Here is a 19,214-nt window from a genome sequence, read left to right as displayed (position 1 = left end):
CAGGCGCGCCCAGCCGTTTCATGAGTACAGATTAAGAGGTCTTACTGGACAGCTTCGATGCGCTTGATCAGGTCGGCGTACGGTGCACCGTATTTGGCTCGGACCGGCGCGGTGGCGTCGTAGAAGGGTTTCTTGTCGACGGTGATGAACTCGACGCCGGCTTTCTTGAGTTTTTCTTCACTGGCGGCCGATTTCTCGTCCCACAACTTGCGCTCTTCAGCCTGGGCAGCCTTGGCCGCTTTTTTCACCATGTCCTGCTGCTCTGGGGTGAGCTTGTTCCAGGTGATTTTCGACATCACGATCGGCTCAGGCAGGATCAGGTGCCCGGTCAAGCTGTAGAACTTGGCGTTCTGGTAGTGGTTGTGCTCGAGCATGGTCGGCGGGTTGTTTTCCGCGCCGTCGATCACGCCAGTCTGCAACGCGCTGAAGATCTCGCCAGTGTCCATCGCGATACCGTTGCCGCCCATGGCGTTCATCATTTCAATGAACATAGGGTTGCCTTGGACGCGGATTTTCATGCCCTTGAGGTCTTCCGGCGTGCGCACGGGCTTCTTGGTGTAGAGGTTGCGCGTGCCGCCGTCCATCCAGGCCAGGGCCACCAGGCCGAATTCGGAGTTGGTGATCCGGTCCAGGATCGCATCGCCGACCTCACCGTCGATCACGGCGCGCATGTGCGCCTGGTCGCGGAAGATGAATGGCATGTTGAAGACGTTCACGTCCGGCACCACGGGGCCGACGATGCCCAGGCTGACGCGGGACATCTGGATTGCGCCGGCTTGCATCTGCTCGATCACTTCTTTTTCAGAGCCCAGTACGCCCCCCGGGAAGTACTTGAACTTCAGTTCGCCTTTGCTCTCCTTTTCCAGGGTTTTACCCATGGATTCCTCGGCGACCACGGTTGGGTAGCCCTTGGGGTGGATGTCGGCGATCTTGATGTCCAGAGCCTGCGCCGCCTGTGCCAGGAAGGCCAGGGGCAAGGCCGCGATCAGAAGTGTACGTTTGAAATTCATGGTCAATCTCCAGTGTTGTTGTTTTTATGTCTATCGATGTGAAGCGGCAAAGCAGATCAGTTCGCGGAGTGTTTCCATCCTCCGAAAGCAGGTTCAGCGAGACCCTTGACGCCGGGGTTCAGCGCGAACACGCCACCGGCCAGGGATTGCGGATCGTTGTCGTCTCCAGGACGGATCGAGGTCACGAAAAGGGTGTCCAGCTGGCTGCCGCCAAAGGCACACATGGTCGGTTTTTTCACCGGCACTTCCAGGGAGCGGTCGAGACGTCCATCCGGCGTAAAGCGATGGATCAAGCCGGCGTCGTTGGCGCAGATCCAATAGCAACCATCGGCGTCGACTGCCGCGCCGTCCGGGCGACCGGCCAGGGGCATCATGTCGACGAACAGGCGGCGGTTGGATGGGGTGCCGCTGTCGATGTCGTAGTCGAAGGCCCAGATCTGCTGGATCAGCGGGTGTGAATCAGACAGGTACATCGTCCGGCCGTCGGGGCTGAAGCCCAGACCATTGGGCACGATGAAACCACTCAGTTGCGCCTCGACCGGGCTGCGTTGTCCGGCTTCATAACGGTACATCTTGCCTTCATCCGCATTGGCGCCCATGTTCAGCACCATGCTGCCGGCCCAGAAACGGCCCTGGCGGTCGCAACGGCCATCGTTGAGGCGCATGTCGGCGCGGCTGTGCTCGACGTTTGCACAGAGCTCGCTGTCCAGGCTGCCGTCGTCATGTGGATGCAGGCGGAAGAAACCGCTTTCCATCCCCGCGATCCAGCCACCGTCCTGGTGACGGGCAATGCAGGCGAGCATTTCGGGGGCTTCCCAGCTCTGGATCTTTGCGCTGCTGGCGCTCCAGCGCTGCAGGCCGCCGCTGGGGATGTTCACCCAATACAAGGCGTTTTCCTCGGGCACCCACACAGGGCTTTCCCCGACGGCGTTGCGTGCGTCGACAATCAATTCGGCTTGCATGGTGATTCCTTGGTTCGTTTGTATCCCACGGACAACAGGCGGATCAGTCGAACGGGCCGGCGGCCACAAAGGCGCCACCTTGGTAGACCATGGCCGGATCATCGGCGGCCGGCATCGGTTGCGCTTCGACCTTGGCGCGGAAGATTTCCGAGGTGTCGTTGGGCTTGTAGCCCAGGTGCGCGGCGTGGCTGTTGTCCCACCAGACGTCACGGTTGGCGGAGACGCCATAGACGATGGTGTGGTCGACTTTGGGTGTGTAGAGCGAGCATTCGATCAGTTGGGTGAGGTCGTCGAAGCTCAGCCAGGTGCTCATCATCCGACGGTTCTGCGGTTCCGGGAACGACGAGCCGATGCGGATGCTGACGGTTTCGATGCCGTAGCGATCGAAGTAGAAATTGGCGACGTCTTCGCCGTAGGACTTGGACAGGCCGTAGTAGCCATCCGGACGGCGAGCGCAGTGGGCGTCGAGGGTTTCGTCTTGTTTGTAGAAACCGATGACGTGGTTGGAACTGGCGAAAATCACGCGTTTGACACCGTGCTTACGCGCGGCTTCGTAGATGTGGAACACGCCGCTGATGTTGGCGCCGAGGATCTCCTCGAATGGACGCTCAACCGATACACCACCGAAATGCAGGATGGCATCGACACCTTCAACCAGTTGATGCACGGCCTGCTTATCCGACAGGTCGCACGGCACCACTTCCTCGCTTTCATCGATGGCCGGGGCCATGTTGGCAATGTCAGACAGGCGAATGTGGCGGGCATAAGGCTTGAGGCGTTCGCGCAAGACTTTACCAAGGCCGCCGGCGGCGCCGGTCAACAGCAGGCGATTGAAGGGATGGCGAATCTGTGTGGTGGTCATGGCATTACCTGAGCAAACAGTGAGAGGTACAGTTGTTATAAGTTGTCGTACGACCGAGAGGGAATATCCTTATCCTTCCGCTACCTTGTCAACGTTTGATCGACGAACCGCTCTGGGTCGGCATCCTTGCCGGGGCTCGCCATGGCGCTGGCAGGCGTTCATGGCAAGTGTTCCATGGGTCTTACAGGAGCGAAATCGGATAGCTGATGAAGATACGGTTCTCGTCGAATTCGTTGGTGCTGAAGTCGCGACGAATCGATGCGTTACGCCATTTCACGTTGAGACTCTTGAGTGCGCCGCTCTGCACGGTGTAGGCCAGTTCAGTTTCACGGCCCCATTCCTTGCCGTCGTCGACCGTGGCGGTGTGAACGTTGTCACCGCTGATGTAGCGGTTCATCAGGGTCAGGCCCGGCACGCCGACGGCGGCGAAGTTGAAGTCGTGGCGCAGTTGCCAGGATTTTTCCTTGGCGTTGTCGTAGCTGGAGTTGTAGCTGTCGTTCGCCAGGGTGCCGCCGCTGGTGCCGTTGACGCGCATCCAGGCATCGTCGCCGCCGACTTTCTGCAGGCCGACGTAGAAGGTGTTGCCGCCGTATTTGGCGGAAAGCATGGCGAAGGCGGTTTTGTTGTCGAGGTCGCCGGCCAGTGCGCTGCCGTCTTCCTTGCCGGTGAAGTAACCGAGGTTGGCGCCCAGGGTCCAGTCGCCGATCGGCTGGCTGTGGGTCAGGTTGAAATATTGCTGTTGGTAGATGTCGGACAGTTCCGCGTACCAGACGCCGACCTGGGTGCGTTTTTCGTTGAAGGCGTATTCGCCGCCACCGAAGTTGAAACGGTCGGAGGTGAATGCACCGCGGCCGTTCATCGACATGTCTTCCATGCTCGCGTCGTTACGCGGGCTGTTGGCGCGGAACTGGCCGCCGTAGAGGCTCAGGCCGTTGATCTCGGTGGAGGTCACCTGGCCGCCACGGAAGGTTTGCGGCAGGGAACGGCCATCGTCGGAACGCAGGATCGGCAACACGGGCATCCACTCGCCGACTTTCAATTCGGTCTTCGAGACCTTGGCCTTCAGGGCCACGCCCAGGCGACCGAAGTCATCGGCCGGGCGGCCGTCGTCGTGCACCGGCAGCAGCTGGGTGCCGGCCGTGCCACGACCGCCGTCGAGCTTGACCGAGTACAGGCCCAGCACGTCTACGCCGAAACCGACGGTGCCCTGGGTGAAGCCGGACTTGGCGTCGAGGATGAAGCTCTGGGTCCATTCCTCGGCTTTGCCCTGGGTGGCGTTGTCGTTGACGAAGTTGCGGTTGAAATAGGCGTTACGCAGGTTCAGCGTGGCTTTGGCATCATCGACAAAGCCTTCGGCACCAGCGGTCATGGGCATGAACAGCGCCAGACCGGTACAGCCGAGCAGTGACAGCGCGGGCGTGGATTTGAGAAGGGTACGGCGGCTGGGGCGGTTACTGGACGAAAAACGGGCACGAGTGCTCACTCTGACGCTCCTACTTTTTGTTGTTTTTATTTGTCATACGTCGTCGTACAACATGGGGCGGATTATTTGTGGAGCGTTCCTCGTTGTCAACTGGCCATTACCGCAAATTTTCATCGAGAATGATCCGGCCATGGGCTATTTCAACGCTTTCGCCTTACAAAACGCAGGCAAGCGGGCCGTTGCGGCAAGGAAAAACGGTGCCCCCAGGATAGCGACGAGCGGCGCAGGTCATGCGATGACCGGCGTAAGACATTAGTCGAATGGCCTCGAAAAAGGCAGTGGGTGGCGAGGGAGATTGCTCCCGCCGGGCTGCACAGCAGCCCCATCCCAGGCGACTCTCTACGGCGTATTCCGTTTACAGGGGAGGCTGCTGCGCAGCCAGCGGGAGCAAGCTCCCTCGCCACGCAAAAGCCCCGGGCACTTCTTGCACCTTCCCATCGTCGAACGGGAATTGACCCGTGGCAAACGAGCCGACATGTCCCTGCAAGGTCTCTGAATGGATCAATACACCCCACGCGCCTGGGAGCCCCACGAAAGGCCGACGCTGCCAGGCTCCCCGTCGACGCCACTGCATCCCACGCCCAAACGGCTCGCCTTTGCGCTGGTGGGCGTGCTGGTGGCGTTGACCGGGGGGTTGGGCAATTCGCTGGTGATCGCCAACTTGCCTTACTTGCAAGGGGCCCTCGGCGCCACCACCGCCGAGATGGCCTGGTTGCCCGCCGCCTACGTCATGACCAACGTCTCCATGAACCTGCTGCTGGTAAAGTTTCGCCAGCAGTTCGGCTTGCGCGCGTTCACTGAGGTGTTCCTGGCGCTGTACGCCCTGGTGACGTTCGGTCATCTGTTCGTCAACGACCTGAACTCGGCGATTGCCGTGCGGGCGGCCCATGGCATGGTCGGCGCTGCCCTCAGCTCCTTGGGCCTGTATTACATGGTCCAGGCTTTCCCGGCGAAGTGGCGGCTCAAGGCGCTAGTGCTGGGCCTGGGGACTTCGCAGCTGGCCTTGCCGATGGCCCGGTTGTTCTCCGAAGACCTGTTGCAAATTGCCGAGTGGCGGGGCCTCTACCTGTTCGAACTGGGGATGGCGCTGCTCTCGTTGGGTTGCGTGCTGCTGCTCAAGTTGCCACCGGGCGACCGCTTCAAGACGTTTGAAAAACTCGATTTCCTGACCTTCACGGTGCTTGCCAGCGGCGTCGCCTTGTTGTGCGCGGTGCTGTCGTTGGGGCGCATCGATTGGTGGCTGGAGGCGCCATGGATCGGCGTGGCCTCGGCGCTGTCCATCGTGTTGATCCTGGCGGGCCTGGCGATCGAGCATAACCGCAGCAACCCGATGCTGATGACGCGCTGGCTGGGCAGTGGGGTGATGATCCGCCTGGCCCTGGCGGTGATCCTGATTCGCATGGTGACTTCGGAACAATCCACTGGAGCGGTGGGGTTTCTGCAAGCGCTAAACATGAGCAGCCAACAGATGCACAGCCTTTATGTGGTGATGCTGGTCGGCAGCATCGCCGGGCTGGTGACCAGTGCCTTGACGATCAACCCGGCGCACCTGTTCATGCCCCTGATCATCTCCCTCGCGTTGATGGCGACAGGTTCGGTCATGGACAGCTACTCGAACAACCTGAGCCGCCCGCAGAACATGTATTTCAGTCAGTTTCTGCTGGCGTTTGGCAGTACGTTTTTCCTGGGGCCGACGATGATTCTCGGCGTGCGCAATGTACTGACCAACCCGCGCAATCTGGTGAGTTTTTCCGTGTTGTTCGGGATTTGCCAGAACCTCGGTGGCCTGGTGGGGGCCGCGGTGCTCGGTACCTTCCAAGTGGTGCGCGAGAAATTTCATTCCAGCCACCTCGTGGAAAACATCAACCTGTTCGACCCTCGCGTGGCCGCGCGGGTGGACAGCGGTGGCTCGGCGGTGGGTTCGCTGATCGCCGATCCGGGCCTGCGGCACCTGCAAGGCATTCGCAGCCTTGCCGCGGCCGCCACCCGCGAAGCCAACGTGCTGGCCTACAACGATGTGTTCATGCTGATCGCGGTGATCGCCGTGCTGACCATGATCTGGATCTCCCTCCGCGCCCTGTGGCTGATGACTACCACCCAGCACGTCGCCACAGCGCCTGCCCCTTCGACACAACCAAGCGGTGCCACTTCTTCATGACCGAGCCGACCTCCACGACCACCAACGCCATCGCCGATACGCCTGAGGACCAGGCGCCACCCGCCGTTCCAGCGACAAAACCGCGTTCCCTGCGGATAAGAGTTCTTTCATCCCTGGGGTTCGCGGCAGTGGCGATCGTCGGTGTGCTGGTGGTGCTTTATGCCTGGCAATTGCCGCCGTTCGGTAGCGCCGTGGAAACCACAGAAAATGCCTTGGTGCGCGGGCAAGTGACGATCATCGGGCCGCAGTTGAGCGGCTACGTGCATGAAGTGCCGGTGCAGGATTTTCAGTTCGTGAAGGCTGGCGATCTGTTGGTGCGCCTCGACGACCGCATCTATCGACAACGTCTCGACCAGGCACTGGCGGAACTGGCCGTGCAGCAAGCGGCCCTCGCGAACGTCGTGCAACAACGCAACAGCGCCGAAGCCACCATCAAGCTGCGTCAGGCCGCGCTGGCGGACAGCCAGGCCCAGGCACGAAAAAACGCCGCCGACCTGCGCCGCAACGAGGAACTGATCAAAGACGGTTCGGTGTCCCAGCGTGAGCTGGACCTGAGCCGCGCGGCCAGCGCACAAACCCAAGCCGCCGTGGCGCAAGCCCAGGCCAGCCTGGAAATCGCCCGCCAGGATTTGCAAACGGTGGTCGTCAACCGTGGCTCCCTCGAAGCCGCCGTCGCCAGTGCCGAGGCGACGGTGCAACTGGCGCGCATCGATCTGTCCAACACCCGAGTCGTGGCGCCCCGGGACGGTCAGTTGGGGCAGATCGGCGTACGCCTCGGGGCCTACGTCAACTCCGGTGCACAGCTGATGGCCCTGGTCCCGAACCAGAAATGGGTGATCGCCAACCTCAAGGAAACCCAGATGGATAAGGTGCGTGTTGGCCAGCCGGCAAGTTTCACCGTGGATGCCCTCGGCCATCGCCGATTCCATGGGCATGTCGAACGGATCTCCCCGGCCACCGGTTCTGAGTTCAGCCTGTTGCAGGCCGACAACGCCACGGGCAACTTCGTCAAGATCGCCCAGCGCGTGCCGGTTCGCATCACAGTCGATCCAGGCCAGCCGGAAAGCGAACGCCTGCGGCCGGGAATGTCGGTGGTGGTGAGTATCGATACGGCGGGTAATGCAGAAAAAACAGAATAATTGTGGGAGCGAGCCTGCTCGCCGATGGCGGTACCCCAGGCGATGAAGATACTGGATGTGCCGGCCCCTTCGCGAGCAGGCTCGCTCCCACAAGGGTATGTGGATTATGTGAGTTCTATGGCTACCAAAAATCCAATGTGGATTATGTGAGTTCTGTGGCTACCAAAAATCCAATGTGGATTATGTAAGTTCTGTGGCTACCAACAAATCCAATGTGGGAGCGAGCCTGCTCGCGATGGCGGTACCCCAGGCGATGAAGATACTGGATGTGCCGGCCCCTTCGCGAGCAGGCTCGCTCCCACAAGGGTATGTGGATTATGTGAGTTCTATGGCTGCCAAAAATCCAATGTGGATTATGTAAGTTCTGTGGCTACCAAAAATCCAATGTGGGAGCGAGCCTGCTCGCGATGGCGGCACCCCAGGCTATGAAGATGCTGGATGTGCCGGCCTCTTCGCGAGCAGGCTCGCTCCCACAAGAACCCGGTGCAATCTTGAATTCAGTGCCTGGCGCTCATCTCACGACATAGACCTTGCGCACGTAGACGCTGCTTTTCCAGGCGCAAGGGGCATCCAAGGGAACGAACACTGTATCGCCGGTGCCGACGATCAGCTCGGTGCCGTCGGCCAGTTGCAAGGTGACGCTGCCTTCGAGCAGGTGCATCAGTTCATGCAGCTTGTGCGGCCGTGACTTGCGTGTGTAGGGGGTTGAATCCCAGATGCCGATGCGCAGGTTCGTCGCTTGCTCGACGAACAGGTTGTGCGAGCGGCATTGCGGCGCCGGGCTGAGCAGGATCTCTTCGTCGGGCGCCGCGGAGGGTGCAAGCAAGGTCGGCGCGGGCAGGGCGGTGAGTCCCGGTTGATTGGCCTCGACGGATTGGGTATCGGCACAAAAGGCCCACAGCGAAGCCGGTTGCGCATCAATTTCGAGGGCGGTGCCACGGGCTATCACAGCGCTTTCGCCCGGATTGAGCCGCAGCGTTTGCGCCTGGCTGCGCAGCGTGACCGCCCCGGCATGGACGACGATCGTTTCGCTGAACGGATACTCCTCGACGCTGATTCGTCCGCCGGCCCGGACCACGCCGGCGGCCATGCCATCAACCCCAGCGTAGGCAATGAGCCGGTCGAAGGGGTCGTTGGCACCCAATGAACCTGGCTTGAATGAGGTGGAGGCGGGGCTGCCATCGGCGCGCGCCAACAGCATTGCAGTGGGTTCAAGCATGAAACATTGCTCCGGAATTAACGGCATGGAATGAAGAGTCTGTCAGCCGATGGCCTGGGTCACCGGTGCGAATTGGCGCACGCCGCCACTGGCCTGGGGCGCGGTGCCTTGTGCCATCTGGGCAACGGTGTCGACGTGCTTGAGGCCAATCTCTTCGAGCCAGGGCCCCAAGCCGCAGTCGGCGGGAATATCGATGCGCACGAACGCCTCCGGCACGTGGGCCAGCAATGCCGCGACCAGGTGCCGGGCCTGCGTGGCGTCCTGGGCGATGACCGGGCCGATGCAGCGTCCGCGTCCGTAAGGGCGAAGCAGGGCGAAGGCGCGCAACTGGCCGTCCTGCTCGATGCCCACGCCCTGTTCAACGACATCGAACAGATCGTTCAGCACGGCCTCGCGATCCAGGCCGCTGCCAAGGTTGGCCAGCCTGATCAACTCGGCCCGATCGGCCGGTGCCAGCGCACGGCAGCGTTGGCCTTTGGCCAGGGCCGGCGGGACAGGTGACGATGTGTGCCCTTGATGTTGCTGGATCTGCCCGAACTCAACGAAGCCCTGGCTGGCGTATAGAGGCGTGCCGGCCAACGTGGCATTGAGAACGGCGGTCCGCGAACCGCAAGCCTCGATCGCCAACTCCATCAACTTGCGACCGATGCCCCGGCCCTGGTATTCATCGTCGACAATAACCAGGCCGATGGTGGCGTAGTTGCCCTGGGCGCAGGAGAACGCAGTGCCGATCAAGCGATCCCCATCCAGTGCGACGAAACCTTGGGCGAGCCGCTGCAACATGGCCCAATCCTCCAGGCGATGGGGCCATTTCAGCTGCACGGACAAGGCATGCGCCGAGGGAACATCAGCGTCGGTCATGGCGCGATAAACGTAAGCAGGGCGTTGCGAAATGGACATGGCGGGTCCCCTGGAAATTGACGTGGAGCCGGACGCAATTGTCCGTGCAGAATGGTTGTATCTCACCTGTCGCCTGGGCTGACAATAGCCGCCAGTGAATTCGGCAGCTTCGATAAGCCGCAGCGGCGCCGGCCGAATTTCTTGCCCCAACGGGGCGTCAGCCCAGCAGGAAATACCGAGCCGATTTGCGCGATAGCCATGTCAATAATTGCGCTCGCGATCCACCAGGCCCAGCATCGATTCGCCCCGCTGGTGCCGTCGAATGTTCTCCAGCAGTCCGTCAAAGGCTGTCTCCGGCTGGGTCATCGCCGCGATATGAGGCGTCAGCAGGATCTGCGGGTGGTTCCAGAAAGGATGCCCGGGATCGGCCGGTTCCTGCGTCAGCACGTCGAGCACTGCCGCGCTCAGTTGCCCGCTGGCGAGTGCGTCGAGCAAGTCCGCCTCGACGAGGTGACCCCCCCGGCCCATGTTGATCAAGGCTGCCCCCTTGGGCAGATGCTCCAATAGCTGGCGGTTGAGGATGCCTTGGGTCTGTTCGGTGAGCGGCAGCACGCACAGGAGGATGTCGCACTGGCCGAGGAAAGCGGGCAATTGCTCGGCGCCGGCGTGACAGGTCACGCCATCGATGTGATGTTCGCTACGGGCCCACCCCGACAAGGCAAAGCCGAATGGCTTCAAGGTGGCGAGTATCTGTCGCGCCTGCAGACCAAGACCCATGACACCCACCCGACGTTGCCGGGCCGGCACCAGGCGATGCGCCTGCCAGCGACGTTCGGCCTGTTGCTGGCGGTAGCGCATCATGTCTCGATGAAGGCTGAGCACGGCGAAACTGGCGTATTCGCACATGCCCTGGCTGATGCCTGGATCCAGCAGCCGCACCACGGGCAGCGTGGGTGGCAAACGTGCGAGGTCGAGTTGGTCGACGCCGGCCGAGAGGGCGAACAGCACCTCAAGGTTGGGCAGCAGCGTCTCGAGGTCATCCGGTGCCTGCCAGGCGGCGAGGTAGCGGATATCCCGAGGATCGCCGATGTCTGGCCAGGCCCGCCATTGGATGTCGGGTGCCTGTTCGGCGAACAGGCGTCGCCACTGTTCGCCGCGTATCGGGTCAGCTTTATAGAGCAGGGCCATGGACAGTTCTCGCGTCAGATTCCAGAGTGTTCAGCATGCCTGAATGGCGAAGCAGGATCTGTCGAAAGGCATGCGCAGGGGGGCACGGGGCGGTGCTGTAGCGCGCCCATGGCGGCAGAATCGTTGGGGCGCGAGGCCGTTGGCGGATTCTGCTGTTTGCCGGGGTGTAAACAGTCGATCCGGATTTCTCAACGAGCAAGTTCGGCGTAGACCGTTGCGTCGAACGCTTAACCTGTGAACACACCGCAGCCGCTTCCTGGTTGCGCGGCTCACGATGGGAAATGCCAATGAACAGTAAAGTCGAAGAAACCCCGAGTCTGCTCCGTCAGCGTGATCAATTCGTGCCCCGTGGGCTGGTGACCGCGCACCCGTTGGTGATCGATCGGGCCCAGGGTTCGGAGTTATGGGACGTGGACGGTAAGCGCTACCTGGACTTCGTCGGTGGCATCGGTGTGCTCAACATCGGCCACAACCACCCGAAAGTCGTCGCGGCGGTGCAGGCTCAATTGCAGAAAGTCTCCCATGCCTGTTTCCAGGTCGTGGCCTATAAGCCGTATCTGGATCTGGCTCAGCGCCTGTGTGAAATGATCGGCGACCAGCACGACTATAAGGCAGCGTTTTTTAGCTCCGGCGCCGAAGCCGTGGAAAACGCCGTGAAAATCGCCCGTGCCCACACTAACCGCTCGGCAGTTATTGCCTTTCGTGGCGGCTTCCATGGCCGCACGTTGCTTGGCACCACCCTGACCGGCATGAGCCAGCCCTATAAACAGAACTTCGGGCCGTTCGCGCCGGAAGTCTTCCACACGCCTTATCCAAACGCGTATCGAGGCGTCACCGGCGAAATGGCGCTCCAAGCGCTGGACGAGCTGCTAGCAACCCAAGTGGCGCCCGAGCGAGTGGCGGCGATCATCATCGAGCCGGTGCAAGGTGACGGCGGTTTCCTCTCGGCGCCCACCGAGTTTCTCCAGGGCCTGCGCGCGCTGACGGACAAACACGGGATTGTACTGATCCTCGATGAAATCCAGACCGGCTTCGGACGTACCGGCAAATGGTTCGGTTTCCAGCATGCCGGCATCCAGCCAGACGTGGTCACCGTCGCCAAGAGCCTGGCCGGTGGCTTGCCACTGTCGGGCGTTGTCGGCAAGGCCGCGATCATGGATGCGCCGCTGCCCGGTGGCTTGGGCGGCACCTATGGCGGCAACGCGTTGTCGTGCGCGGCGGCGCTGGCGGTGATCGACGCCTACGAGCAAGAACAGCTTTTGGCCCGCGGCGAGGCGTTGGGTGAACGGTTGCGCCAGGGCCTGTTGGCGTTGCAAACGCGCTATCCGCGCATTGGCGATGTGCGGGGCAAGGGTTTCATGCTGGCGATCGAGCTGATCAAGCAGGACGATGCGCGTACGCCGGATGCGGAGCTCAACCAGCGGCTGATCGACGAAGCCCGTGCCGGTGGGCTGCTGGTGATCAAGTGTGGGGTGTACCGCAACGTCCTGCGTTTCCTCGCGCCGCTGGTGACCACCGAAGCGCAGATCGACGAAGCGTTGCAGATTCTCGAAGGCGCCTTGGCACGGGTCTGTGCCGTTTAGGGAGCGTTGATCGATGGGACATCATCGGAGGCTTACAGATGAAGCTGACTGAATACCAGGCGTTGCTGATCGACTGCGATGAGGTCCTGGTGGATCGTGATTCAGGTGTCTGGGCGGCCTTGCAGCCGTTGTTGGAAAACCATGCCGGACCATTGGACAAAGCCGCGTTGCTCGCCGATTTCAACGAGGTGCTGCAATCCCTGTATCCGCGCTTCGGCGAGTTGGGCTTCAGTGGCCTGCTGTGTTTCGCCCACCGTCAACTGGCCGAGCGCTGGAAGCTCAAGGCCAGTTGGGAGGAGGGCATGAGCTTCGCCCGCTCGGCCGCGGGCTGGACGCTGTTCGAGGACGCACCGGGAGCGATGCTTTACTTGCGCAAGTTCTATCGGTTGTTGGTATTGGGCGACCGCGACGCCGAGGACCGTGGCGTGTTGTGCGGGCGCCTGGGCATCGAGCCGGAGGATTTCATTTCGCTGGCGAGCGCGCCGCTGCAGGATCGTGACTGGCTGGACGCCAATGGGCTGGACGCGGCGGCGATCCTTCACGTGACCCGCCCTGGCACAGGGTCGCGGGCGGTTGGGGCGGTGTGCCTGATCTGTCGCGACCTCGACACCTCCCCGGCACCCTGCGCGGCGGACTACTGCATCAACAGTATGGCGGACCTGGTGGCTCAGCATCAGCTGTCTTTACGGCGCTGATTTTGTTAGAAGATTGTCTTACAAACGGCAGGCGAGGGGTATGCGATGGAAGGTTTAGCGAAACTGGACCGGATCGACATCAGCATTTTGGTCGAGCTTCAAAAAGACGGTCGCATGACCAACGTCAGCCTGGCCGACGCTGTGGGGCTGTCAGCCAGCCCATGTCTGCAACGGGTCAAGCGCCTGGAGTCGGCGGGGTATATCTCCAGCTACAAGGCCCATCTCAATCTTGCCAAGATCACCGATTCGGTGACGGTGTTCACCGAAGTCACCCTGAGCGACCACAAGCGTGAGGACTTCGCCAAGTTCGAGTCCAATATTCGCCTCGTCGACGAAGTGCTCGAATGCCACTTGATCAGTGGCGGCTACGATTACCTGGTCCGTTTCATGACCCGCAGCATCCAGGATTACCAGGACGTGATGGAAAGCCTGCTGGACAAGAACATCGGCATCTCCAAGTACTTCAGCTACATCGTCATCAAGTCGCCGGTTCGCAAGGATGAGATTCCGTTGCGCAAACTGTTGCGGCATTGAAGGCGTTCGTCCAGAACCACTGGCCTTTGTCTGCAGTCACTGCCAGGTAACCCTCGCTGATGGAGGACCTGGACATGGACCTGGCCGAGCAATACCGCAACTACATCGCCTGCCTCAATGCCCGTCGCTGGCAAGACCTGGGCAGCTTCGTCGACGACAGCGTGCACTACAACGGAGACCCGGTGGGCCTGGCGGGTTATCGGGCGATGCTGGAAAACGATGTGGGCACGATCGCGGACTTGCGTTTCAATATCGACCTGCTGGTGGTCGAACCGCCGAATGTCGCGAGTCGTTTGCTTTTTGATTGCTCGCCGCGCGGACGTTTCCTCGGATTGGACACCCACGGTCGGCGGATTCGATTTTCCGAGAACGTGTTTTATACCTTCGAGCAGGGCAAGATCGTTCGGGTGTGGTCGGTGATCGATAAGGCGGCGGTGGAGGCGGCGCTGCAACGCCAAAGCCCTTTCGAAGAAGGGCCTTGAGCAAAATCATGTGGGAGCGAGCAGGCTCGCTCCACAGGGGTTACCGTCCAGGGCGATCCGAGCCTCATTCCTTGAGGAAAGTCAGCAGGTCCTGATTGAGACGGTCCTTGTGTGTCTCGGTCAGCCCGTGCGGCGCACCGGGATAGACGAGCAACCGGGCACCCTTGATCAGCGCTGCCGAGGCGCGGCCTGCAGCGTCGATGGGCACGATCTGGTCATCGTCGCCGTGGATCACCAGCGTCGGCACGTCGAATTTCTTCAAGTCGCCACGGAAGTCGGTCGCCGAGAATGCCGCGATCGAGTCATAGGTGTTCTTGCTGCCGCCCTGCATGCCTTGAACCCAGAACGATTGGATCAGGCCTTGGGATGGCTTGGCGCCTTTGCGGTTGTAGCCGTAGAACGGACCGGACGCGATGTCCAGGTACAGTTGCGAGCGGTTCTCCAGGGAGGCCTTGCGCAGGCCGTCGAAGACTTCGAGCGGCAAGCCGCCGGGGTTGGTATCCGTCTTGAGCATCAGCGGTGGAACCGAGGACACCAGCACGGCTTTTTTCACCCGGGCTGTGCCATGGCGACCGATGTACCGAGCCACTTCACCGCCCCCCGTCGAGAAGCCGACCAGGGTGACATTCTTCAGGTCCAGCGCTTCGATGACCGCCGCGAGGTCGTCGGCGTAGTGATCCATGTCGTTGCCTTCCCAAGGTTGGCTGGACCGCCCATGACCGCGGCGGTCATGGGCGATCACGCGGTAGCCCTTGGACGCGAGGAACATCATCTGTCCTTCCCAGCTGTCGGAATCCAGCGGCCAGCCGTGGCTGAAGGTGACGACCTGGCCATTGCGCGGGCCCCAATCCTTGTAATACAGCTGGACGCCATCTTTGGTGGTGATGTAGCTGGCGGACTGCACCACGCTGCCGATTGCCGAGGCGCTGGCGCCGGCCTGGACAGGTGTCGCCGCTTCGGCGCCGAGGGTGGCCAGGGCCAGGGTTGCGACAGCCAGGGTGCGGTTGATTGTGTTCATCGTTTCTCTCTCCATAAGGGACGGTTTGATCTGCCGAGATCGTCGTCGATCCCGTTGGTGGGCAGATTAGAGAGGGCGCAGCGGAACGAGAACGGCGCTGGCGTCGATAGCAACTATGGGGATTTCAGATACCCGTGTTCTGCTTCCTGGGTGTGCAGGGTTTTGTGGCAAGGGAGCTCCCTTGCCGCAAAACAGCAGGATCAGCATTTGTAGACGATGCCCAGCCTGCCCATGATTTCCAACGCATTGGCCAGGCCCAGACCGTTCATCGGCAGGCATGCAAACGCTTGGTACTCGTCGAAATGCGTGCCGATGGCCAACAGCTTCAGATCGTGGATTTCCAGTCGTGCATTGAAATACTGGAGCAGCGCCCGCTCCCAATCGTCGGCGTGATTGACTGCATCGACGACTGTGCCGTCGGGCGTGGGGATTTCAATGCCCCGTTCGCGCAGGGGGGCGAGGGCGTTGATGGCGTAGACGCCAGACAACGACCATTCCTTCCACTCGAACTCAGCCATCCGATGCGTGCTGACAAGGGCCGATTGCAGCTGAGTCCACGCCCAGTCCCATCGGCCGGTAGCCGCCGGCATGTTTTCGATCAGCGCTTGCGCGTGTGTCTCGTCGAACAGGCAGTCGAACAGGTCCGCCAGCGTATCGGCCGGATCCGGTGGTGGCGTTTGCCCCTGAGTGTCCAGGTCACGACTCAGACGCCGCCACAGACTGCCCAATTCCAGCCAATCGTCCTCGTCCATGGCATCGTCGATCACCTGGGCCTTGTGGCCTCGGTGGTGGTTATCCAGCCGCGTCTTGCGCACACGTACCGCGCCCGCGGCCAGGTCGACCTTATAGCTGCTGTGGTCCAGGTAGTTGGTCTGGAGAACGATGCGATCCACGAATATGTCGTGGACGAGGCTTTCCTCTGCGTCGAAATAGGCCGCGCCTTCGAGTGTGCCGTGGGCGGTGATGACGCGTTGAAGCGACAGGAGGTCGATGGGGTTCAAAGAATCAGCTCTCAGGGGAAACGGTCGAGTCCGGTCCGGCTTCAGCCGCCATTTTCAGTCGGTCGGCTTTGCTGATGTATCGGTCTTTGCTTTTCGGTGCCAGCTTGGCACTGGCTTTTTTGGCGTTGGCCTTGAGCAACTGGTTTATTTTCTTGCGACGATTCATGTTGTTCCACTTGGGCGCGTAAGAGGCTGGGGGTCGATCATACCGCCAGTCGAATAAGTTATCGCCGAAAGTGTAGCGCTGATTTTGAGCCGTGCATCAACGCACCCGGCTGCGACTCTGCACCGAAAGATCCAGCGCCTTTTGCATGTCCAGCCGTGCCGAACGCCCTACGTCCTTGTCGTTGAGCTGGTAATTGCGCTCCGACGGCAGGATGGGTGCGGTGAGGTCTTCGCCGTCCATTTGTTCGAAGTCGTGATTGTCGCCAATGGTCATGGCGCTGCGGCGCAGGAGCATGCGCAGCTGTTCGGGGTGAAGTTGCGGGTTGATCGACAGCATCGCTGCCAGCAGGCCGGTGACCATGGGTGTGGCGTACGATGTGCCGCAATGCACCGCGCCATCCTCGCCGGCATTGGGCGTCGAGGCGTGGGTGCACGCGGCGGCGGTGATGTCGACGCGCATGTCGATATTCGAGGAGTTGCGCTTGACCGCGTAGCCTGGGTCATCGACGGCGACGCCGGCCCGTTCGCTGCGCTGGTGTCCGCCGACCACCAATAACTGTTCGGTAATGAACGAGGAGGGCAGGCGGTATTCATCGGTGCCGGAAAATGACGACCCATTGCCAGCGGAGTTCACCACCACCACGTCGGGATGTTCCTTGCGCAGCCACAGGAAAAACTCTTCCAGCAGTTCTTCGTAGCCGCTCATGGCAATACCCGAACGCAGCAGCGAATCGACGTCATCGCCCTTGACGTCTTTCGCTCCCACGCGGTGGATGCCCCAGCTCCAGTTCAGCACACGGACGCCATCCTCGACGAGGTTCACCGAGGCGGCGATGTTGGCTGTGATCCCTGCGTCCGAATTTCGCTCGACGATCACTTCGAAGCCGCCGCTCGCCTTGTCCAGGCCCCGCAGCAAACCGGTGTTGCCACCATCGTTCCAGCGCGCGGCGAGAATGCCGGCGACGGTCGTGCCATGGTTGTCGGGTTTGTTCGCATCACGGGCGTAGACGCAGGTGCGCGGCATTGAGCAGGGGCCAAGATAGTCGGCAAAATCCGCCGTGTCGAAATCCACGTCACGCTCGATCAAGCCGATGCGCACCGGCTGCGGTTGGATTGGCGCCTGCTGCCCGGGGATGCGCCGCTGGTAGTAATGCACCGCGTCGAGAAAGCGATTCGCGGCCCATTCATCGGAGCCCTGGGCCGGTTTCTTGGGCTCTTCGGGCTGGGTGGGCGCTTGCTCGGTTTCTTCGGCCCCGGACTCTTCGATCACTACGGCATCGACGCTGGTTTCGCCGCCCAGGCGCAGCACCAACGCGTCGCGCTGCATCAGGTCCCTGGCCGGCAGGCGCAATTGATACACGTTGAGCGGCGCGATGCTGCCGACCACCCTGGCCCCGTACTTGTTGGCGAGACGTTCCGCCTCCTGGCGGCCATCGTGGCTTTCCTCGATCAACACGCTGACCAGATCCACATAGGTGGTCAGGCCGTCCATGTTCTTGGTCACCTCATCCGGCCCGGCCGCGACGACATGACTGCTGCGCAGGGTCAACCAGACGGCATTGCTGGCGCGCGGACCGTCTTCCAGCCAGAGCGGCCCGCTTTGGTAGTCGGCCTTGTCCAAATGCAGACGCAGGCGTTGGCCGTCACGCTGGACCCTGTCAGCGGGAATCGCTTTTTCACCGAGTTTCAGTTGCGGCGTTGCTTCACCCAGCCCTCGCGCGGTCAAGCACCACTCCTGGCGCTCGATTTCGAGCAAGTCGCCGCAGCGCTTCAGGCTTTCCAGGCGCAACGGCTCTTGCGCCATTGCAGACGTGCCGGCAGACAACGCGATCAAGGTGACGAGGACAGCGGATCGTAAGGGCATGGGTGAGGTTTCTTTGCCGGGGTTTGCTGTTCCGACCGCTGTGTCGATGGCTTCGTTCAGGCAATGGCGCCAGCCGTCATCAAAATTGAACAACCGAACCCGCGCCGAAATCCGATCCATAGGCAATTGAAAAACTGGGGAACCCTATGTCTCGTCCACCCATGATCGGAATCATCGCCTGTTCAGGCAAGGTCGGCCCACACACCGTCCAGCTCAGCAACGACAAATACGCACAAGCCGTCGCGACCGCCGCCGAGGCACTGCCGGTGATCCTTCCGGTGGTTGCGTCACTGATCGATCCGGCTGACGTCATCGCTGGCCTGGACGGGCTGCTTTTCACCGGCTCGCCTTCCAATATCGAACCCCATCACTACGGCGGCCCACCCAGCCCGCCTGGCACCGAGCACGACCCGGCCCGGGATAACCTGGCGCTGCCGCTCTGGCGCGCCGCTGTCGAGGCCGGTCTTCCGGTGCTTGGCATCTGTCGCGGCTTCCAGGAAATGAATGTCGCTTTTGGCGGCACGCTCCATCAACAACTCAACGGCCCCGGCGCCGAGCACGAGCCGCCGAGCAACGAGCCGGTCCAGGACCAATACGCCCGCAACCATGCACTGACCGTGCGACCGGGCGGGGTGTTGGCGCGGTTGGGGCTCAAGGAACAGATCGAAGTCAACTCCGTCCACGGCCAGGGCATCGCACGGGTGGGGCAGGGTTTGCGCATCGAAGCCGTGGCGGAGGATGGCCTGGTGGAGGGGCTTTCGGTGGAGGGCAGCCGGGCGTTTGCGTTGGGGGTGCAATGGCACCCGGAATGGGAAGTGACGGAGCATCCGGATTATCGGGCGATCTTTCGCGCGTTCGGAGAGGCGTGCAGGCAGCGGGCGAGCTAATCCGGTTCGTGACACAGACGCAGATCTTGTTGCCTTGCCGGCCCACACCGTCTGAGGAAAACGGAACGGGCAATTCGAGAAGCGTCTGACAGCGCCGCATGAGTCCCTTGCGATAGCGTCCGTC

At 61.6% G+C, this 19,214-nt stretch carries 19 protein-coding genes; 8 read left to right on the top strand and 11 right to left on the bottom strand.

The genetic code is table 11. The features are described from left to right. Positions 1-41: 41 nt before the first annotated feature. From J3P76_RS15050 to J3P76_RS15035, 4 genes are all read right to left on the bottom strand, one after another. The gene (locus J3P76_RS15050; protein WP_420764462.1) at positions 42-1,010 is read right to left on the bottom strand and encodes a TRAP transporter substrate-binding protein; all 969 of its coding nucleotides are present in this window, start codon (positions 1,008-1,010) and stop codon (positions 42-44) included. A gap of 56 nt (positions 1,011-1,066) precedes the next feature. Continuing rightward, the gene (locus tag J3P76_RS15045; RefSeq protein ID WP_434675006.1) at positions 1,067-1,972 is read right to left on the bottom strand and encodes an SMP-30/gluconolactonase/LRE family protein; all 906 of its coding nucleotides are present in this window, start codon (positions 1,970-1,972) and stop codon (positions 1,067-1,069) included. Positions 1,973-2,015: 43 nt separating this feature from the next. Then, positions 2,016-2,834: an NAD-dependent epimerase/dehydratase family protein gene (locus J3P76_RS15040; RefSeq protein ID WP_434675005.1), complete on the bottom strand. Its 819-nt coding sequence runs from the start codon at positions 2,832-2,834 to the stop codon at positions 2,016-2,018. 181 nt (positions 2,835-3,015) lie between these two features. Next, positions 3,016-4,317 (bottom strand): OprD family porin, encoded by a 1,302-nt coding sequence (locus J3P76_RS15035; RefSeq protein WP_434563553.1) that lies wholly within the window; start codon positions 4,315-4,317, stop codon positions 3,016-3,018. Here J3P76_RS15035 and J3P76_RS15030 point away from each other — a divergent pair. The 3 genes from J3P76_RS15030 (at position 4,310) to J3P76_RS15020 (ending at position 7,614) form a co-directional block, all read left to right on the top strand. Further along, positions 4,310-4,573, top strand: a complete 264-nt coding sequence (locus tag J3P76_RS15030) for a hypothetical protein (protein WP_434700917.1) — start codon at positions 4,310-4,312, stop codon at positions 4,571-4,573. The two genes, J3P76_RS15035 and J3P76_RS15030, sit on opposite strands and share 8 nt — an antisense overlap. A gap of 240 nt (positions 4,574-4,813) precedes the next feature. After that, positions 4,814-6,475 (top strand): MFS transporter, encoded by a 1,662-nt coding sequence (locus J3P76_RS15025; protein ID WP_434563555.1) that lies wholly within the window; start codon positions 4,814-4,816, stop codon positions 6,473-6,475. Continuing rightward, entirely contained in the window at positions 6,472-7,614 is a 1,143-nt protein-coding gene (locus J3P76_RS15020; protein ID WP_434563557.1) for an HlyD family secretion protein, read from the top strand. Before J3P76_RS15025 ends, J3P76_RS15020 begins: the two co-directional genes overlap by 4 nt. A 511-nt stretch (positions 7,615-8,125) precedes the next feature. Here the strand turns inward: J3P76_RS15020 and J3P76_RS15015 are convergent. From J3P76_RS15015 to J3P76_RS15005, 3 genes are all read right to left on the bottom strand, one after another. Beyond that, positions 8,126-8,833 carry a cupin domain-containing protein gene (locus tag J3P76_RS15015; RefSeq protein ID WP_434563559.1) on the bottom strand — a complete coding sequence of 236 codons (708 nt, stop codon included), beginning with the start codon at positions 8,831-8,833 and terminating at the stop codon, positions 8,126-8,128. Between the two features lie 42 nt (positions 8,834-8,875). After that, entirely contained in the window at positions 8,876-9,733 is an 858-nt protein-coding gene (locus tag J3P76_RS15010) for a GNAT family N-acetyltransferase (protein WP_434700915.1), read from the bottom strand. Positions 9,734-9,934: 201 nt separating this feature from the next. After that, positions 9,935-10,861, bottom strand: coding sequence for a 2-hydroxyacid dehydrogenase (locus tag J3P76_RS15005; protein ID WP_434610902.1), 927 nt, complete (start codon positions 10,859-10,861; stop codon positions 9,935-9,937). 287 nt (positions 10,862-11,148) lie between these two features. Here J3P76_RS15005 and gabT point away from each other — a divergent pair, with 287 nt between their 5' ends. The 4 genes from gabT to J3P76_RS14985 all read left to right on the top strand — a co-directional run bounded on the left by gabT (position 11,149) and on the right by J3P76_RS14985 (position 14,155). Then, on the top strand, positions 11,149-12,444 hold the full coding sequence (gene gabT, locus J3P76_RS15000; protein ID WP_434700913.1) for a 4-aminobutyrate--2-oxoglutarate transaminase: 1,296 nt from the start codon (positions 11,149-11,151) through the stop codon (positions 12,442-12,444). A gap of 38 nt (positions 12,445-12,482) precedes the next feature. Continuing rightward, entirely contained in the window at positions 12,483-13,139 is a 657-nt protein-coding gene (locus J3P76_RS14995; RefSeq protein WP_434610906.1) for an HAD family hydrolase, read from the top strand. A 45-nt stretch (positions 13,140-13,184) separates the two neighbouring features. After that, a complete protein-coding gene (locus tag J3P76_RS14990; protein ID WP_420767674.1) occupies positions 13,185-13,673 on the top strand; it encodes an Lrp/AsnC family transcriptional regulator in 489 nt (162 codons plus the stop codon). Between the two features lie 74 nt (positions 13,674-13,747). Then, entirely contained in the window at positions 13,748-14,155 is a 408-nt protein-coding gene (locus J3P76_RS14985; RefSeq protein ID WP_434676585.1) for an ester cyclase, read from the top strand. A 64-nt stretch (positions 14,156-14,219) separates the two neighbouring features. Here the strand turns inward: J3P76_RS14985 and J3P76_RS14980 are convergent, their stop codons facing one another. The 4 genes from J3P76_RS14980 to J3P76_RS14965 all read right to left on the bottom strand — a co-directional run bounded on the left by J3P76_RS14980 (position 14,220) and on the right by J3P76_RS14965 (position 18,203). Then, the gene (locus J3P76_RS14980) at positions 14,220-15,173 is read right to left on the bottom strand and encodes an alpha/beta fold hydrolase (RefSeq protein WP_434610909.1); all 954 of its coding nucleotides are present in this window, start codon (positions 15,171-15,173) and stop codon (positions 14,220-14,222) included. Positions 15,174-15,373: 200 nt separating this feature from the next. Next, positions 15,374-16,174 (bottom strand): DUF6630 family protein, encoded by an 801-nt coding sequence (locus J3P76_RS14975; protein ID WP_434675004.1) that lies wholly within the window; start codon positions 16,172-16,174, stop codon positions 15,374-15,376. A 4-nt stretch (positions 16,175-16,178) separates the two neighbouring features. After that, the gene (locus J3P76_RS14970) at positions 16,179-16,340 is read right to left on the bottom strand and encodes a DUF2986 domain-containing protein (protein WP_420767676.1); all 162 of its coding nucleotides are present in this window, start codon (positions 16,338-16,340) and stop codon (positions 16,179-16,181) included. 96 nt (positions 16,341-16,436) lie between these two features. Further along, entirely contained in the window at positions 16,437-18,203 is a 1,767-nt protein-coding gene (locus J3P76_RS14965) for a S8/S53 family peptidase (protein WP_434610913.1), read from the bottom strand. Between the two features lie 146 nt (positions 18,204-18,349). Here J3P76_RS14965 and J3P76_RS14960 point away from each other — a divergent pair, with 146 nt between their 5' ends. Next, entirely contained in the window at positions 18,350-19,090 is a 741-nt protein-coding gene (locus J3P76_RS14960; protein ID WP_420767678.1) for a gamma-glutamyl-gamma-aminobutyrate hydrolase family protein, read from the top strand. Positions 19,091-19,214 lie beyond the last annotated feature (124 nt).

It is taken from the genome of Pseudomonas sp. D1-36, from assembly GCF_051132205.1.
Lineage (GTDB): Bacteria > Pseudomonadota > Gammaproteobacteria > Pseudomonadales > Pseudomonadaceae > Aquipseudomonas.
This window is presented reverse-complemented; position numbering and strand designations above follow the sequence as displayed.

What these genes read in the sequence shown, in the direction of transcription:
- J3P76_RS15050 (WP_420764462.1), bottom strand. Translation starts at nt 1,010, where the DNA reads ATGAATTTCAAACGTACACTTCTGATCGCGGCCTTGCCCCTGGCCTTC.
- J3P76_RS14960 (WP_420767678.1), top strand. Translation starts at nt 18,350, where the DNA reads ATGTCTCGTCCACCCATGATCGGAATCATCGCCTGTTCAGGCAAGGTC.
- J3P76_RS15040 (WP_434675005.1), bottom strand. Translation starts at nt 2,834, where the DNA reads ATGACCACCACACAGATTCGCCATCCCTTCAATCGCCTGCTGTTGACC.
- gabT (WP_434700913.1), top strand. Translation starts at nt 11,149, where the DNA reads ATGAACAGTAAAGTCGAAGAAACCCCGAGTCTGCTCCGTCAGCGTGAT.
- J3P76_RS15045 (WP_434675006.1), bottom strand. Translation starts at nt 1,972, where the DNA reads ATGCAAGCCGAATTGATTGTCGACGCACGCAACGCCGTCGGGGAAAGC.
- J3P76_RS15020 (WP_434563557.1), top strand. Translation starts at nt 6,472, where the DNA reads ATGACCGAGCCGACCTCCACGACCACCAACGCCATCGCCGATACGCCT.
- J3P76_RS14970 (WP_420767676.1), bottom strand. Translation starts at nt 16,340, where the DNA reads ATGAATCGTCGCAAGAAAATAAACCAGTTGCTCAAGGCCAACGCCAAA.
- J3P76_RS15025 (WP_434563555.1), top strand. Translation starts at nt 4,814, where the DNA reads ATGGATCAATACACCCCACGCGCCTGGGAGCCCCACGAAAGGCCGACG.
- J3P76_RS14990 (WP_420767674.1), top strand. Translation starts at nt 13,185, where the DNA reads ATGGAAGGTTTAGCGAAACTGGACCGGATCGACATCAGCATTTTGGTC.
- J3P76_RS15005 (WP_434610902.1), bottom strand. Translation starts at nt 10,861, where the DNA reads ATGGCCCTGCTCTATAAAGCTGACCCGATACGCGGCGAACAGTGGCGA.
- J3P76_RS14980 (WP_434610909.1), bottom strand. Translation starts at nt 15,173, where the DNA reads ATGAACACAATCAACCGCACCCTGGCTGTCGCAACCCTGGCCCTGGCC.
- J3P76_RS15015 (WP_434563559.1), bottom strand. Translation starts at nt 8,833, where the DNA reads ATGCTTGAACCCACTGCAATGCTGTTGGCGCGCGCCGATGGCAGCCCC.
- J3P76_RS14965 (WP_434610913.1), bottom strand. Translation starts at nt 18,203, where the DNA reads ATGCCCTTACGATCCGCTGTCCTCGTCACCTTGATCGCGTTGTCTGCC.
- J3P76_RS14995 (WP_434610906.1), top strand. Translation starts at nt 12,483, where the DNA reads ATGAAGCTGACTGAATACCAGGCGTTGCTGATCGACTGCGATGAGGTC.
- J3P76_RS14985 (WP_434676585.1), top strand. Translation starts at nt 13,748, where the DNA reads ATGGACCTGGCCGAGCAATACCGCAACTACATCGCCTGCCTCAATGCC.
- J3P76_RS15010 (WP_434700915.1), bottom strand. Translation starts at nt 9,733, where the DNA reads ATGTCCATTTCGCAACGCCCTGCTTACGTTTATCGCGCCATGACCGAC.